This is a genomic window from Serratia sp. NCCP-200 (assembly GCF_059697885.1).
Genome location: NZ_BAAKUJ010000001.1, coordinates 935,380 through 948,945, shown reverse-complemented (window position 1 = coordinate 948,945; position 13,566 = coordinate 935,380). Strand labels below are relative to the sequence as shown.

General features: G+C 57.0%; 17 protein-coding genes. 6 read left to right on the top strand and 11 right to left on the bottom strand.

The window, feature by feature from the left end; translation table 11 throughout:
* The first annotated feature begins 28 nt into the window (after window positions 1–28).
* The 3 genes from fliQ (at window position 29) to AC6HVW_RS04405 (ending at window position 1,511) form a co-directional block, all read left to right on the top strand.
* Window positions 29–298: a flagellar biosynthesis protein FliQ gene (gene fliQ, locus AC6HVW_RS04415; protein WP_021180950.1), complete on the top strand. Its 270-nt coding sequence runs from the start codon at window positions 29–31 to the stop codon at window positions 296–298.
* Window positions 299–300: 2 nt separating this feature from the next.
* On the top strand, window positions 301–1,083 hold the full coding sequence (gene fliR, locus AC6HVW_RS04410) for a flagellar biosynthetic protein FliR (RefSeq protein ID WP_021805709.1): 783 nt from the start codon (window positions 301–303) through the stop codon (window positions 1,081–1,083).
* A 188-nt stretch (window positions 1,084–1,271) separates the two neighbouring features.
* Window positions 1,272–1,511, top strand: coding sequence for a hypothetical protein (locus tag AC6HVW_RS04405; protein ID WP_137751166.1), 240 nt, complete (start codon window positions 1,272–1,274; stop codon window positions 1,509–1,511).
* A gap of 158 nt (window positions 1,512–1,669) precedes the next feature.
* Here AC6HVW_RS04405 and flgL read toward each other — a convergent pair whose 3' ends face one another.
* From flgL to flgB, 11 genes are all read right to left on the bottom strand, one after another.
* Complete coding sequence (flgL, locus tag AC6HVW_RS04400) at window positions 1,670–2,632, bottom strand: flagellar hook-associated protein FlgL (RefSeq protein WP_071680890.1); 963 nt, start codon at window positions 2,630–2,632, stop codon at window positions 1,670–1,672.
* Window positions 2,633–2,693: 61 nt separating this feature from the next.
* The gene (flgK, locus tag AC6HVW_RS04395) at window positions 2,694–4,346 is read right to left on the bottom strand and encodes a flagellar hook-associated protein FlgK (RefSeq protein WP_071680891.1); all 1,653 of its coding nucleotides are present in this window, start codon (window positions 4,344–4,346) and stop codon (window positions 2,694–2,696) included.
* 233 nt (window positions 4,347–4,579) lie between these two features.
* Complete coding sequence (gene flgJ, locus AC6HVW_RS04390; protein ID WP_021180946.1) at window positions 4,580–5,521, bottom strand: flagellar assembly peptidoglycan hydrolase FlgJ; 942 nt, start codon at window positions 5,519–5,521, stop codon at window positions 4,580–4,582.
* A complete protein-coding gene (locus AC6HVW_RS04385) occupies window positions 5,521–6,621 on the bottom strand; it encodes a flagellar basal body P-ring protein FlgI (protein WP_021180945.1) in 1,101 nt (366 codons plus the stop codon). Before AC6HVW_RS04385 ends, flgJ begins: the two co-directional genes overlap by 1 nt.
* 10 nt (window positions 6,622–6,631) lie before the next feature.
* The gene (locus AC6HVW_RS04380; protein WP_051363241.1) at window positions 6,632–7,285 is read right to left on the bottom strand and encodes a flagellar basal body L-ring protein FlgH; all 654 of its coding nucleotides are present in this window, start codon (window positions 7,283–7,285) and stop codon (window positions 6,632–6,634) included.
* A gap of 125 nt (window positions 7,286–7,410) precedes the next feature.
* Window positions 7,411–8,193 carry a flagellar basal-body rod protein FlgG gene (flgG, locus tag AC6HVW_RS04375; RefSeq protein WP_021180943.1) on the bottom strand — a complete coding sequence of 261 codons (783 nt, stop codon included), beginning with the start codon at window positions 8,191–8,193 and terminating at the stop codon, window positions 7,411–7,413.
* Window positions 8,194–8,210: 17 nt separating this feature from the next.
* Window positions 8,211–8,966, bottom strand: a complete 756-nt coding sequence (locus AC6HVW_RS04370) for a flagellar basal body rod protein FlgF (RefSeq protein WP_186486294.1) — start codon at window positions 8,964–8,966, stop codon at window positions 8,211–8,213.
* Between the two features lie 12 nt (window positions 8,967–8,978).
* The gene (gene flgE, locus AC6HVW_RS04365; RefSeq protein WP_071680893.1) at window positions 8,979–10,217 is read right to left on the bottom strand and encodes a flagellar hook protein FlgE; all 1,239 of its coding nucleotides are present in this window, start codon (window positions 10,215–10,217) and stop codon (window positions 8,979–8,981) included.
* 79 nt (window positions 10,218–10,296) lie between these two features.
* Entirely contained in the window at window positions 10,297–11,007 is a 711-nt protein-coding gene (gene flgD, locus AC6HVW_RS04360) for a flagellar hook assembly protein FlgD (protein ID WP_071680894.1), read from the bottom strand.
* 15 nt (window positions 11,008–11,022) lie between these two features.
* On the bottom strand, window positions 11,023–11,427 hold the full coding sequence (gene flgC, locus AC6HVW_RS04355; RefSeq protein ID WP_021180939.1) for a flagellar basal body rod protein FlgC: 405 nt from the start codon (window positions 11,425–11,427) through the stop codon (window positions 11,023–11,025).
* A 5-nt stretch (window positions 11,428–11,432) separates the two neighbouring features.
* The gene (flgB, locus tag AC6HVW_RS04350) at window positions 11,433–11,846 is read right to left on the bottom strand and encodes a flagellar basal body rod protein FlgB (RefSeq protein WP_021180938.1); all 414 of its coding nucleotides are present in this window, start codon (window positions 11,844–11,846) and stop codon (window positions 11,433–11,435) included.
* A gap of 162 nt (window positions 11,847–12,008) precedes the next feature.
* Here flgB and flgA point away from each other — a divergent pair, with 162 nt between their 5' ends.
* From flgA to AC6HVW_RS04335, 3 genes are all read left to right on the top strand, one after another.
* Complete coding sequence (gene flgA / locus AC6HVW_RS04345) at window positions 12,009–12,665, top strand: flagellar basal body P-ring formation chaperone FlgA (protein WP_071680895.1); 657 nt, start codon at window positions 12,009–12,011, stop codon at window positions 12,663–12,665.
* Between the two features lie 122 nt (window positions 12,666–12,787).
* On the top strand, window positions 12,788–13,099 hold the full coding sequence (gene flgM, locus AC6HVW_RS04340) for a flagellar biosynthesis anti-sigma factor FlgM (protein WP_071680896.1): 312 nt from the start codon (window positions 12,788–12,790) through the stop codon (window positions 13,097–13,099).
* Window positions 13,100–13,120: 21 nt separating this feature from the next.
* Entirely contained in the window at window positions 13,121–13,555 is a 435-nt protein-coding gene (locus tag AC6HVW_RS04335) for a flagella synthesis protein FlgN (RefSeq protein ID WP_071680897.1), read from the top strand.
* The last annotated feature ends 11 nt before the right edge of the window (window positions 13,556–13,566 follow it).

Here is a 13,566-nt window from a genome sequence, read left to right as displayed (position 1 = left end):
GCCCCCTCCCCTCTATTGGAGAAAAAAGATGACACCTGAGTCGGTAATGGCGCTGGGTACGGAAGCGATGAAAGTGGCGCTGGCGCTGGCCGCCCCACTGCTGCTAGCCGCGCTGTTCAGCGGGCTGATCGTCAGCCTGTTGCAGGCCGCCACGCAGATTAACGAAATGACGCTGTCGTTCATTCCCAAAATTCTCTCCGTGGTCGCCACCCTGATCGTTGCCGGGCCGTGGATGCTCAATCTGCTATTGGACTACATGCGCATGCTGTTCAGCAACCTGCCGAACCTGATCGGCTAACCATGCTAACCTTTGACAGCGCCCAACTTAGCGTCTGGCTCAGCCAGTTCTTCTGGCCTCTGCTGCGCGTCCTGGCGCTGATTAGCACCGCCCCGCTATTCAGCGAAAAGCAGATCTCCAAGCGGGTGAAAATTGGCCTGGGCGGTCTGATCGTATTGCTGATCGCCCCTACGCTGCCCACCAGCAATATCCCGCTGTTTTCCGTCACCGGCCTGTGGCTGGCCGTGCAGCAGATCCTGATCGGCGTGGCGATCGGTTTGACGATGCAGTTCGCCTTTGCAGCGGTGCGCCTGGCAGGTGAGGTGATCGGCATGCAGATGGGGCTGTCCTTTGCCACCTTCTTCGATCCCTCTGGCGGCCCCAATACGCCACTGCTGGCGCGCCTGCTGAACCTGCTGGCGATGTTATTGTTCCTCAGCTTCGATGGTCACCTGTGGCTGATCTCGCTGCTGGCAGACAGCTTCCATACCCTGCCGATCCAGGCAAGGCCGCTGAACGGCAACGGTTTTCTGGCGCTGACCCAGGCAGGAACGCTGATCTTTATTAACGGTATGATGCTGGCGCTGCCGCTGATCTGCCTGCTGCTGACGCTGAACCTGGCGCTTGGCCTGCTCAACCGCGTTACCCCGCAGCTTTCGGTGTTTGTGATCGGTTTCCCGGTTACGTTAACCATCGGCATGTTGACCCTTGGCATGATGATGCCGATGCTGGCCCCCTTCTGCGAGCACCTGTTCGGTGAGTTTTTCGATCGGCTGGCGACGGTGATCGGCGGTATGTCCCCTTAACGCCAAGGTTAGCCGCGAGATAAACTAGCAGGGAAAGATATTTTCCGAGATAAAAAGTTGAAAAAGTGAAATTAACCAGATTTAGCGGCGATTATCCTGCCGGGCTTGAATAATAAATCACCCCCCTTAGAATGGCCTCATTAAATAAATCTCTCAGCGTAGTAATACGGTAAAAAAAAGTCATTAATTTGGCTGACGACTTATTGAAAACAACCAACAATCCGAAAAATAAAATAACCGTGCCTGCGGGCTGCGGCATTTTATTTATCTCGCTTTATCTACCTAAACATGGCCAGGAGCATGGAATGAAGATGAAAAACAGGAAAGCACGCAGAGCCTTAGGCATGGCACACTGGGTCACCAATCGCATTCAGATCACGGCGTCCGAGTGCGGTAAACTCTGGACCGTAACCAAAAAGAAAAAATAACGCATCGTTAAATACGTAGCACAAAAAATATAACGGTAACTTATCCAGCCTGAATATCCTGACGTTTCCCGCCGTTAAATCAGGCTGTGTAAAAACGGTGCTGCGCTCTATATCCACGTTATAGGGCGCAGTGCCCTATAAGCGTGAATAACTATTTCTTAGCGGTTCATCTGAAATAGTGACATTCCCTGCATATCGCTGAAGGTCTTATACGATGCCTGCAAAGCCGCCTGCTGCATATAGTAAGACGAGATCGCCTCCACCACATCCGCATCAACCAGCGCGGTCAGCTGATTTTGGCTAGCCGTATTGTTTTCGATGCCGATGCTGTCCAGCACCTCTAACTCTTGCAACTGAGTCCCTAGCACCGCATTGGTGCTCAGCACGTTGTTATAGCTGTTATCCAGGCCACGGGTTGCCTTATCAAGCGCCGCCGTCACCTGCTCACGGGTAGCCTCATCGGCCCCCTGCAGCGGGGTCTTCAACGCTTTCAACGCCATGTCGATGCTCTCGAACACGTTCGTTTCGGAAGGGCTGCCGTCCGGTTCGGGTTTGATATTGCTGGTCAGCGACATAAATATCGAGCTGCCGGTGTGGCCCACGGTCATGGTGCGGTTGGCGTCCACTTTCTGCTCAATGGCCGAGCTGCTGCCCTGGTAAACCACCTTGCCACCCTGCTCGACAAACGGGGCTTTATCATTGGCAAAGCCGGCAAAAATAAAACGGCCGTTACCGTCGGTGCTGTTGGCCTGGCTGAGTAGCTGATCTTTCAGCCCCTGCAACTGGGTGGCCAAAGAATCACGGTCATTGTCGCTGATCGTGCCGTCACCGGCATTGACGATCAGCGTTTTCATGTCCTTGATGCCGTCGGCGGCGCTACGCAGCACGGTTTCTTCCATCGAGATGTTCTGACGGGCAAAGGTGCGCGCCAACGCGTACTGGCTGTTTTCTGACATCGACTGCGAGATCATCACCGCCTGTGACGCCGCTAACGGATCGTCCGAAGGGTAAAGCACGCGCTTGCCGCTGGAAAGCTGCTGCCCGGACTGCATCCACAGAGACTGATTATTGGTGACCCCCGACAGATTCTGCTGGTAGATCATGCTGGTGCTCATGCGCATGGGTTAGGTTCCTCACTAAGGGCATCCACAGCCGGCATACCGGCTGCGGTTAACGGTAAAATCAACGAATATTCAGTATGGCGTCAAACAACGAGCTGGCGGTCTGGATCACCTGCGCATTGGCCATGTAATACTGTTGGAAACGCAGCAGTTCACCGTACTCTTCGTCCAGGTTAACCCCGGAGATGGACTGCTGTTGGGTTTGCAATTGGGTCACAATATTGGTTTGTGCGGTGGCGTTGACTTTGGCGGTAGCGGTCTGGTTACCCACGCTGCTGACCAATCCGGCATAGGCGCCGCTCAAGGTTGCTTTACCATCCACCACTTTGGCGGTTTGCAGATCGAGCAGTTTCTTGACGTTGTCGTTATCGCCCTTACCGCCATCTTCCGTTCCTGCGGCAGCAAACTTGGCCGAGTCGCTGATAGCGACCTTCAGGGTACCAGCCACATCGCTAACCGGTTTCACGGTAAAGCTGTCATTCTTTTTCGCGTTGCCCGTCACGCCGATCTGCAGGCCATCAAAGCTCAGCGTCGGTTTGCCATCCGCATCGGTGCCTGCGGTGGCAGGTACTTTGACGTTGTCGGACAGGCGCGTAACCTGCCAGTTGGCACCGTCAAACTCCATGCGGTAGTCACTGGCCTTAACCTTGCTGGTATCGGTAAAGGAGACCGACAGCGAGGCATTGCCGGTGTTGTTGGTATTGTTAACCGTACGCCCACCTGAGAAGCTGAAGAAATCTTCACCCGGATCGCCGTTGATATCAAAGCCTTCGCGATGCTGCTGGTTAAAGCTATCGGCCAGCGCCAGGGCCAGTTGCCCCAACTGGTTACGTGCGCCATCCAGTGATTCACTGCGGAACTTCAGCACGCCGCTGACGCTACCGCTGCCAATCTGGCTTTCCGGAATTTCGCTGGCGCCATTGCCGCGATCGTAACCGAGCGTCAGGCGGGACGGGTCTTTGCTGGAAGGCATCGCCGTCACCTGATAGGAGGAGTTGCCCTGCACCAGCGTCAGGCCGTTGGCGAAGGTCACGGTATAGGCATCACCGTCCTGCTGGGTGACCTGAACGCCGACCACCTTGTTAAGCTCCGTCACCAACTGATCGCGCTGATCCAGCAAGGCGTTCGGCTCGCTGCCGCCGCTGCTGGCCCGCACCTGGGTGATTTCGTTATTCAGGCGGGCGATCTGCTGGCTGTAAGTATTGATCTGGTTGGCGCTGTCGCTCAGTTGCTGGTTGACGCCCGCATCCATATCGCGCAGATACTTGTCCGCATTGTTGAACTGATTCACCAGGCCGTTGGCCTTGCCTAACACGGTCTGACGGGCAGCGTCATCCCCGGCATTGCTGACGACGTTTTGCAGGTTTTTGAAGAAATCTTCCATCCCCGATGCCAGGGTGTTGGTTTTAGACGCCAGCAGGTTATCGATCTGGGAGACTTTTTCGAAGTAGCTGCTCTGAGCCGAAGCTTCGCTTTGCGCTCCGCGCAACTGGGTCATGATGAACTGGTTATACTCGCGATTGACCGTAGTCACGGTGGCTCCGTTGCCGATAAATCCGTTCATGGTGCCCAGGCCGCCGTTTTGCGCCAGGATCGCGGTCTGGCGGTTATAGCCCGCCACGTTGTAGTTGGAAATGTTATTACTGACGGTGCTAAGCGCAACCTGCGCCGCATTCAGGCCACTCATCGCGGTATTGATTAAGCTGTTGGACATAGAGGTTCCTTATGCTGCGGTGCCAGCGGCCCACAGAGGTCAAAAATTGTGCCGGGCGTTGCCATCCAGCCTGCTTGGGTTATCGGCCACGATGGAGAAAACTTGAGGAAAATAGTAGTGACTCACCTTGGCTAAACAGGCACTCGAGTTTGTTAAAATCACCGATTTACTTCCAAAAGCGCTGGGGCTATCAACTCCCTCTCCCTGTGGGAGAGGGTTGGGATGAGGGGCCACTAAAACAGATCCTGCAAATCGTGGGTATAGGCTTTGGTTACCTGTTCCCCAGCGCTTTTCATCTGCTGGATCATGCTGACCAGCTTTTTGGCATACAGCGGATCGGTAGCATAGCCGGCCTTTTGCAGCGCATGTGCCGCCTGCTCGGGACTGCTGGCACTGGCAACGTTGGCGTAGCGCGGGTTGTTGGTCAGCAATTTGACGTAATCCCCAATCGCTTCCATATAGGATCCATATACGCGGAAACGGGCCTTGATCTTCTTCGCCACCCCTTCCTCGAACTCGGTAGTGGTGATTTCCGTCACCGGGCCGTCCCAACTGCTACCGGCCTTGATACCAAACAGGTTGTAACTGCGTGAACCATCCGCCGCCGGGATCTCGCGTTGCCCCCAGCCAGACTCCAGCGCGGCCTGCGCCATGATCAGCTGGTGCGGAATACCGCTTTGCTGGCTGGCAACCCGTGCTGGAATAGACAGCTGCGCGACAAAGTTGCCATTGCTCAGCGGCAAGGGAGGCGCCGAAGGTATTTTTGGCACCGCCCGGCGTACCATCTGTTCCAATGCCTGACGCGGCAAGGTCTGCAACACTTCGTTGTCCAGCGCCATCGGCACCGTCCCTGCGGTTTCGCTTGGGCGGCTGTTTCCGGCGGACAGCTGCTTGACCATCATGTCCGCCAGCCCCAGGCCTTTCTGCGACATCTGTTGGGCGATCTGCTGATCGTACATCGAGGTATACAGCCGCGTCTGATCGCTGCTCAACACGCCGTCCTGCGGCAACGCCGCACGCATGCTTTTCAGCATCATCTGCACGAACATTCCTTCCACCTGCTGGGCAACCTGCTTGATATTGCCCTGCGGATCGGCGGCAACATCGCGCTTCAAGCCGTTCAGCGACTGGGTGTCATAGGCAGCACCCGACATGGCCATCAGATCGCTGCTCATCAGATAATTTCCAGTTTGGCACGCAGGCAGCCAGCACTCTGCATTGCCTGCAAGATAGACATCAGATCGATCGGCGTCGCCCCCAGCGCATTCAGCGCGCGAACCACGTTATTGAGGTTGGCGCTGGCGTTCACTTTTTGCAGTGAACCGCCCTGCTGCTGCACGGAAATCTGGGTATTCGGCGTCACCACGGTCTGGCCACCGCCGAATGGCGTATCCGGCTGGCTGACGGTGTTTTGCCGATCGACCACCACCGACAGGTTCCCTTGTGCCACCGCACAGGAATCCAGTACCACATCGCGGTTCATTACCACCGAGCCGGTACGGGAGTTGATGATCACTTTGGCATCCATTGCCCCAACGTTAATGCTGATATTCTGGATATCTGCCAGGAAGCGCACTTGCGAACTATTGCCGCGTGGCACCAGCACCTGCACGGTACGGGAATCGAGCGGTGAGGCTGTGCCGCCACCGCGCTGGCGGTTGATGGCATCGCTGATCTGTTGTGCCAGAGTGAAATCATCGTCGTTCAGTTGCAGGTTGATCACGCCATCCTGGCCGAAGGTGGTAGGCAATTCGCGTTCGATGGAAGCGCCGTTGCTGATACGGCCACCGGCCAACTGATTGACCTGTACGCTGCTGCCCCCGGAGGAGGCACCGGCCCCGCCGACCAACACGTTACCCTGAGCCAACGCATAAACCTGATTATCAACGCCTTTGAGCGGCGTCATCAGCAGTGTCCCGCCACGCAGGCTTTTGGCGTTACCCATTGAGGACACCACCACGTCGATATTCTGCCCCGCACGGGAGAACGGCGGCAGCTTGGCGGTTACCATCACCGCCGCGACGTTTTTCAACTGCATGTTGGTGCCTGGCGGTACGGTGATCCCCAGTTGCGACAGCATGTTGCTCAGGCTCTGGGTGGTAAACGGGGTTTGCATGGTCTGGTCGCCAGAGCCGTCCAACCCCACGACCAGGCCGTAGCCAATCAACGCGTTGTCACGTACGCCCTGTACCGTCACCAGATCGCGGATGCGTTCCGCCGTCGCGGGCAGGCAAACCAACATCATGGACAGTGTGAGAAGTAACTTTTTCAACATCGGTCAATCCTTAGAACGGTGAAACATTTAAGAAGAAGCGCTGTAGCCACCCCATGGTCTGCGCTTCATTGATATAGCCGTTGCCGACATATTCAATGCGTGCATCCGCCACCTGGGTGGACGTGACCGAGTTATTGCCACTGATGGTGCGGGGGTTAACCACACCGGAAAAACGGATGAATTCGGTGCCCTGATTGATGGCAATTTGCTTTTCGCCCACCACGTGCAGGTTGCCGTTGGCCAAGACCTGATTGACCGTGACGGTAATGGTGCCGTTAAAGGTGTTGTTGGCGTTGGCCCCGCCCTTGCCGCCGAAGGTGCTGTCGCCGGAGATATCCATGTCGGCTCGCGCGTTACCAAGCAGCCCTTCGAGGTAACGCGGTGAAGTGGCTACGCCAAATTTGCTGGCCCCATTGCGGCTGGCGTTGGCGGATGAACTCTTGCTGGCACTGACGTTTTCTTGCAGCACGATGGTCAGGGTGTCGCCGATATTACGCGGGCGACGATCTTCAAACAGCGGCTGATAGCCGTAGTTCATCGGCTGTACCGTCTGGAAAATCGAACCGTTCGGCACCGGAGCGCCTGCCGGAGCGGGCTGAGCCGTGGTAGCCCCGTCAACCAGGGGGGTATGCGGAATATAGGCACAGCCGCCGACTGTCAGCATCAGCAGCCCGGCCAGGACGCGTTTGCCTTGCTGCGGCACGCTGGCCGCTAAAAAGGTGGTTACCACGGGTATCGCCTTTGTTGCTCTGGATAAGGATTACGGGCGCAGCAGGCTGCGCCCGTCGATTACAGTTGCGTCAGCTTTTGCAGCATCTGGTCAGACGTTGATACCGCTTTGCTGTTGATCTCATAGGCACGCTGGGTCTGGATCATGTTGACCAACTCTTCCGCCACGTTGACGTTAGAGGTTTCAACATAACCCTGATACAACAGGCCTGCCCCGTTGAGACCGGGGGTACTTTCGTTAGGCGCGCCGGAGCTTTCGGTTTCCTGGTACAGGTTTTCACCCATGCTTTCCAGACCGCTATCGTTGATAAAGGTGGTCAACGTCAATTGCCCTACCTGCTGCGCCGCCGTCTGGCCCTGCTGGGTCACGCTGACGATGCCATCACGGCCCACGGTAATGCTCAGGGCGTTGGCCGGAATGGTGATCGCCGGTTGTACCTGAAAACCACTGGCGGTCACCAACTGGCCATTCTGATCGATCTGGAATGAACCATCGCGGGTATAGGCCTGGGTGCCATCCGGCAATACCACCTGGAAGAAGCCCTGCCCCTTGATCGCCACGTCTTTGCTGTTGTTGGTCTGCGACAGGTTGCCCTGGCTGTGGATGCGCTCGGTCGCCACAGGACGTACGCCGGTACCAATCTGCAAACCGGAAGGCAGCGTGGTTTGCTCGGAAGACTGAGCCCCGGGCTGACGCATGGTCTGGTACAGCAGATCTTCAAACACCGCACGTTGGCGTTTAAACCCGTTGGTACTGACGTTCGCCAGGTTGTTGGCGATCACGTCCATGTTGGTCTGCTGCGCATCCAGACCGGTTTTGGCAATCCATAAGGATGGGATCATGATTTATTCCTCTGCACTCAGCTCATTGACAGCAATGAGTTGGCGCGCTGTGCGTTTTCATCCACGCTGTGGATGACCTTCATTTGCATTTCGAACCGCCGAGCGTTGGCGATCATATCCACCATCGTCTCCAGCGGTTTGACGTTGCTGCCCTCCAACACTCCCGGCATGATCCGCACATCGGGATCGTTCGGTAGTTGGTTGCCACGCTGCTGCTGAGCCTCGGCAGTCAGATGGAACAGGCCGTCGTCCCCGCGCACCACTTCCCGAGCATCGGCCTTCACCAGCTTCAGGCGGCCAATCTGGGAAATGGTGTTAGGCGGATCGCCCGGATTTAACGCCGAGATGGTGCCGTCCGCCGCCAGCGTCAGTTCCGCCTGCGGCGGGGCTTCGATCGGCCCGCCATCGCCCATCAGCGGCACGCCCTGCACCATCAACTGCCCAGTGGAGGAAATCTGGATGCTGCCGTTACGGCTGTAGGCTTCGGTGCCGTCCGGCAGCCTTAGCGCCAGAAACCCATCCTGCTGCAATGCCACATCCAGTGGCCGCCCGGTGTAGTTCAGCGGCCCTTGGCTCATGTCTGCTCCCGGTGTCGAAGCTGCCACCAGCGTGCGCGTATGCAGGCTTGGCCCATCAACCGGCACCGCACGCAGCGCCGAAAGCTGTGCGCGGAACCCAGGAGTGGAGGCGTTGGCCAAGTTGTTGGCCGTGACCGACTGCTGCTCCAGCGTCTGCCGGGCCCCCCCCATCGCGGTATAAATCGCGTGATCCATAAATCAATCCTATTAGCGCAGGCTGACCAGCGTTTGCAGGATCGAATCCTGGGTTTTGATGGTTTGCGCGTTTGACTGGTAGTTACGCTGCGCGACGATCATGTTCACCAGTTCCTGACTCAGATCGACGTTGGAAGACTCCAGCGCGCCGCTGGTCAGTGAACCGAAACCACCACCGCCCGCCAGGCCCACGCGTGGCTGACCTGAAGCGCCGGTCTCCTTCCAGACGTTATCGCCCTGTGCGGCCAGCCCTTCCGGGTTGGAGAAGTTGGTCAACACGATCTGCCCCAGCAGTTGGGTCTGCTGGTTGTTGTATACCCCAACCACGGTGCCATCTTTATTGATCTGGAAACCCTGATATTCCCCGGTGGCGTAGCCGTCCTGGGAAATCTTGCTGACAGAGTCACTACCAACATTCTGTTGCAGGCTACCGGCAAAGCTCAGGTTGAAGCTTTGCGCCAGCGCGCCGTCTTTAGCCGACATTGGCACGACCAGGTTGAATGGCGTGGCGCTTGGTGTGCCATCTGGCTTCAACGTGCCGGTCAGCGTACCGCTGTTGTCAAAGTTCAGGCTGCCGGCTTTGGCAGACGGAGCACCCGGCACGCTGCCGTCCTGGGTGTAAACGTCCCACTTGTTATCAGCCGTTTTAACAAAGTAGGCGTTGATGTTGTGTGCATTGCCCAGGGTGTCGTAGGTGGTAATGGTGTTGACGTAGTTAAACGAGTCGGTCTTGTTGGGATCGAACGGCGTCACCGCCGGTGGCTTATGGGTCGATTTCAGGTTGGCCACCATATTGCCGCTGGTGCTGGCTTTGGCGTTCATCATCCCTTCAGGAATGCTCAGCGGTACCGGATCGGCCCCCTGCTGGATGGTTGGCGGCGAGCCAGCCGCCGGGTAGCCGGTCAGGCTCAACCCTTGCATGTTGGTGATGTTGCGGTTGGCATCCATGATGAACTGCCCATTACGCGTATAGAAGATGCCGCCATCGGCGTCTTGCATACGGAAGAAGCCGTTCTGGCTGATGGCGATATCCATTGCCCGGTTGGTGTTGGTGGTAGTACCACCGTTGAAGTTCTGGGTGATCCCCGCCACTTTCACCCCTAGCCCGACCTGCGAGCCGGCAAACATATCGGCAAAGGATACGCTGCCGGATTTGAAGCCGTAGGTGGCGGAGTTGGCGATGTTGTTACCAATCACATCCAGGTTGGTTGCAGCCGCGTTTAAACCGCTGACCGCTTGAGAAAAAGCCATGTCGTTCTCCGAAATAGGTCATTTAAAAAGGTGTCTTCAGGATCGAGGGATCCATTGCCGACGTGGAAAATCACTGCGCTTAGTTTGACGAACCCAGCTTGGACAGGATCAGGCGCACGTCATCCAGCGTTGAAGTCCCCGCCACGCCCAGATCCAGTTTTGCCCCGTCCGTTCCGCGCGTGACGCCATTAACCATGGCGAAACGCAGTGGCTGCGCCACCAACTGCTCACCGCCGTTTTTGGCGTTGATCGCCACGGTGTAAGAACCGTCGGGCGCATTGGTGCCATCTTCCAGCGAACCGTCCCAGGAGAAGGAGTGCACACCGGCGGTTAGCCCGCCCAGATCGATGGTGCGAACCACTTTGCCGGTGGCATCGCTGATGGTCGCCGTCACCGCATCGGCGGTGCGTTCCAGCTCTATGCCAAACGGCGTGGTGCTGACCTTGCCTTCGTCATTACCCACCAGGATCTCCTTGCCTGGTACCATCACGCCGTGGCCAATCAGCGAACTGGCCTGGATTGACTGGTTGCCGCTGATCTGGCCGGAGATCGACCCCAGCGTGGTGTTAAGCTTCTCGATCCCGCTAACCGTATTGATTTGGGCCAGTTGGGTAGTCAGTTCGTTGTTTTGCATCGGGTTGGTGGGGTCCTGGTTTTTCAACTGGGCCACCAACAGCGTCAGGAAGTTGTTGCTCAGATCCTGGCTGGTATTGCCATTCGCACCGTTTTTGGCGCCGGTACCGGCAATGCTGTTGTCGAGTGATTCATTAGTGGTGGCGGCAATAGCCATAAATAAAAGCTCCGGTTACTGACCCAGCGTCAGGGTTTTCATCAACATGGATTTGGTGGTATTCAACACTTCGACGTTGGCCTGATAGCTGCGCGAGGCCGAGATGGTGTTGACCATTTCCCCGACAACATCGACGTTGGGCATCCGCACGTAGCCTTTGGCATCCGCCAGCGGGTTGCCCGGCTGAAACACCAAACGCTCCGGTGAGGGATCGTCTACCACCTGAGCGACACGCACGCCACCGGTCGACTGGCCCGGAGCTGCTGCAACCTCAAACACCACCTGTTTGGCCCGATAAGGCTGGCCGTCCGGGCCGGTGGCGCTGTCGGCGTTGGCCATATTGCTGGCGCTGACGTTCAGACGTTGGGATTGTGCAGACAGGGCCGAGCCGGAAATATCAAAAATATTCAATAACGACATGGGAATTATCCTCCTTGCAGCACGGACATCATGCCTTTGATCTGGCCGTTCAACAGCGTCAGGTCGGTTTGATATTTCAGGCTGTTATCGGCAAAGTTGGTGCGTTCACGGTCCATATCCACCGTGTTGCCGTCCAGGGAAGGCTGATCCGGCACGCGGAACAGGAGATCCAGCGACGGTGGCTGCATATTCTGCGCCGGGATATGGCGCGCCGAGGTCAGATTCAGCGCCACGCCGCTGCCGTTGACGCGCCCCTGCGCCATGACCTTGTTCAGTTGGCTGGCGAAATCGATATCACGAGCCTGATAGCCCGGCGTATCTGCGTTGGCGATGTTGGCCGCCAGGATTTCCTGCCGCTGAGCGCGCAGGTTCAGCGCCTCCTGGCCAAAACGCAGAGCAGCGTCCAATTTGTCGAGCATGCTCCCTCCGCGAGGTTAGAATTTGGAGCCGACAGCATAAACGCCCTACCTGTCAGCCTATCGTGGGAATAAGGGCAAAATGCGTCGCTATTTGTCTGCTTAGCCTGCGCGCGTAACGGTTACACTTGTTCCCCTGTGGTTGCTGCGTCTGTGAGGCAAAATATGAAAAGGATCCTGCTGTTGGTCGGCTTGCTGATCGGCCTGAACGCGCACGCCGAGGGCCTGGACGGACAGGTGGAGAGCTTTATCAAGTCCCAATTTGCCACCAGTGCCAACGTGACCGACGTCAAAGTGTTGGTGCGCACGCCAGCAAGCCGTTGGCCGCAGTGCGAATTGCCGCAGCTTTCGCTGCCTCAGAATGCTCGCCGCTGGGGTAACATCAGCATCTCGGCCCGTTGTGGCCAGGAGCGGCGTTTCATTCAGGCGCAGGTGCAACTGGTGGGGCATTATCTGGTGGCCGCACGGGGGATCAGTGCGGGCAGCAAACTCACTGCAGATGATATCAAGCTGAAAACCGGCCGATTAGACACCCTGCCACCACGTACCCTGACCGATAACGCCAAGGCGATCGGTGCCGTCAGCCTGCGCAATATCAGCCCTGGGCAGCCGTTGAATACGGTCATGCTAAGACGGGCCTGGGCGGTCAAGGCCGGGCAAACGGTACAGGTGTTGGCGCAGGGTGATGGATTTAATATCAGCGGTGCTGGGAAAGCGATGACCAACGCAGCCGCCGAAGACAGCGTGCGCGTACGCATGGTCTCCGGGCAGATTGTTAGCGGCATTGCCAATGTTGATGGCACAATTCGTATTACTTTATAAAAAAATAAAGCTTTGCCAATACTTGTCGATAACAAAGTCATAGCAGCACTTATCCGGCCACCAGGGCCACAGATTTGAACTCCCCGTTGCCTAGGCGACGGTGGTACAGATGGAGATTGAACATGAGTATCGATCGTACCCAACGGTTGCAACCCGTGCCCACGGTGCAGCCGCGAGAAACACAGACAGACAGCACGTTGCAAGCACGTAAAAAGGTCTCGGCGGAAACTACGGTCAGCGGCACCCAGGTTAAGCTGAGCGATGCACAGGCTCGCCTGATGCAGCCGGGTAGCCAAGATATCAATATGGAGCGAGTGGAAAGCATCAAGCAGGCGATCCGCAACGGCGAATTGAAGATGGATACCGGCAAGATCGCCGACGCCTTGTTACAAGACGTGCAAAGCGAATGGCAATCCGGCACCGATCGGGGTTAACACCAAGGGTGAGTCATTGATATGGAAAACCTGGCACAACTGCTGGATAAGCTGCTGGACACCTTGCAGGCGTTAGGCACGGTGCAGACGGAAGAGCACGCTTTACTGTGCTCCAAAACCTTGGCTGGCGTGGCTTTGCAGCGCGTGACAGATGCTAAAAGCCAACTGCTGGCGACGGTCAATTATCTGGACCAACAGCGGCTGGAGATGGAACGGCTGCAGCACTGCCAAGCACCTTATGAGGACCAACCGCAGTTGGCGTCCCGCTGGCAGCAGGTGCAACAGCAAAGCCTGCAACTGCGCGAACAGAATCACCATAACGGCATGCTGCTCAATCACCATATTGAGCACAATACGCAGGCGCTGGCGATTTTAAACAAGCAGAATAAATCGCTGTACGGCCCCGATGGTCAGTCCCGTGCGGGGAGCCTGCTGGGCCGTAAGATTGGGGTTTGAACACGATCAAC

Coding starts and splice junctions, on each gene's coding strand:
- fliQ (WP_021180950.1), top strand. CDS start 29: ATGACACCTGAGTCGGTAATGGCGCTGGGTACGGAAGCGATGAAAGTG.
- fliR (WP_021805709.1), top strand. CDS start 301: ATGCTAACCTTTGACAGCGCCCAACTTAGCGTCTGGCTCAGCCAGTTC.
- flgL (WP_071680890.1), bottom strand. CDS start 2,632: ATGCGCATGAGCACCAGCATGATCTACCAGCAGAATCTGTCGGGGGTC.
- flgK (WP_071680891.1), bottom strand. CDS start 4,346: ATGTCCAACAGCTTAATCAATACCGCGATGAGTGGCCTGAATGCGGCG.
- flgJ (WP_021180946.1), bottom strand. CDS start 5,521: ATGAGCAGCGATCTGATGGCCATGTCGGGTGCTGCCTATGACACCCAG.
- AC6HVW_RS04385 (WP_021180945.1), bottom strand. CDS start 6,621: ATGTTGAAAAAGTTACTTCTCACACTGTCCATGATGTTGGTTTGCCTG.
- AC6HVW_RS04380 (WP_051363241.1), bottom strand. CDS start 7,285: ATGCTGACAGTCGGCGGCTGTGCCTATATTCCGCATACCCCCCTGGTT.
- flgG (WP_021180943.1), bottom strand. CDS start 8,193: ATGATCCCATCCTTATGGATTGCCAAAACCGGTCTGGATGCGCAGCAG.
- AC6HVW_RS04370 (WP_186486294.1), bottom strand. CDS start 8,966: ATGGATCACGCGATTTATACCGCGATGGGGGGGGCCCGGCAGACGCTG.
- flgE (WP_071680893.1), bottom strand. CDS start 10,217: ATGGCTTTTTCTCAAGCGGTCAGCGGTTTAAACGCGGCTGCAACCAAC.
- flgD (WP_071680894.1), bottom strand. CDS start 11,007: ATGGCTATTGCCGCCACCACTAATGAATCACTCGACAACAGCATTGCC.
- flgC (WP_021180939.1), bottom strand. CDS start 11,427: ATGTCGTTATTGAATATTTTTGATATTTCCGGCTCGGCCCTGTCTGCA.
- flgB (WP_021180938.1), bottom strand. CDS start 11,846: ATGCTCGACAAATTGGACGCTGCTCTGCGTTTTGGCCAGGAGGCGCTG.
- flgA (WP_071680895.1), top strand. CDS start 12,009: ATGAAAAGGATCCTGCTGTTGGTCGGCTTGCTGATCGGCCTGAACGCG.
- flgM (WP_071680896.1), top strand. CDS start 12,788: ATGAGTATCGATCGTACCCAACGGTTGCAACCCGTGCCCACGGTGCAG.
- AC6HVW_RS04335 (WP_071680897.1), top strand. CDS start 13,121: ATGGAAAACCTGGCACAACTGCTGGATAAGCTGCTGGACACCTTGCAG.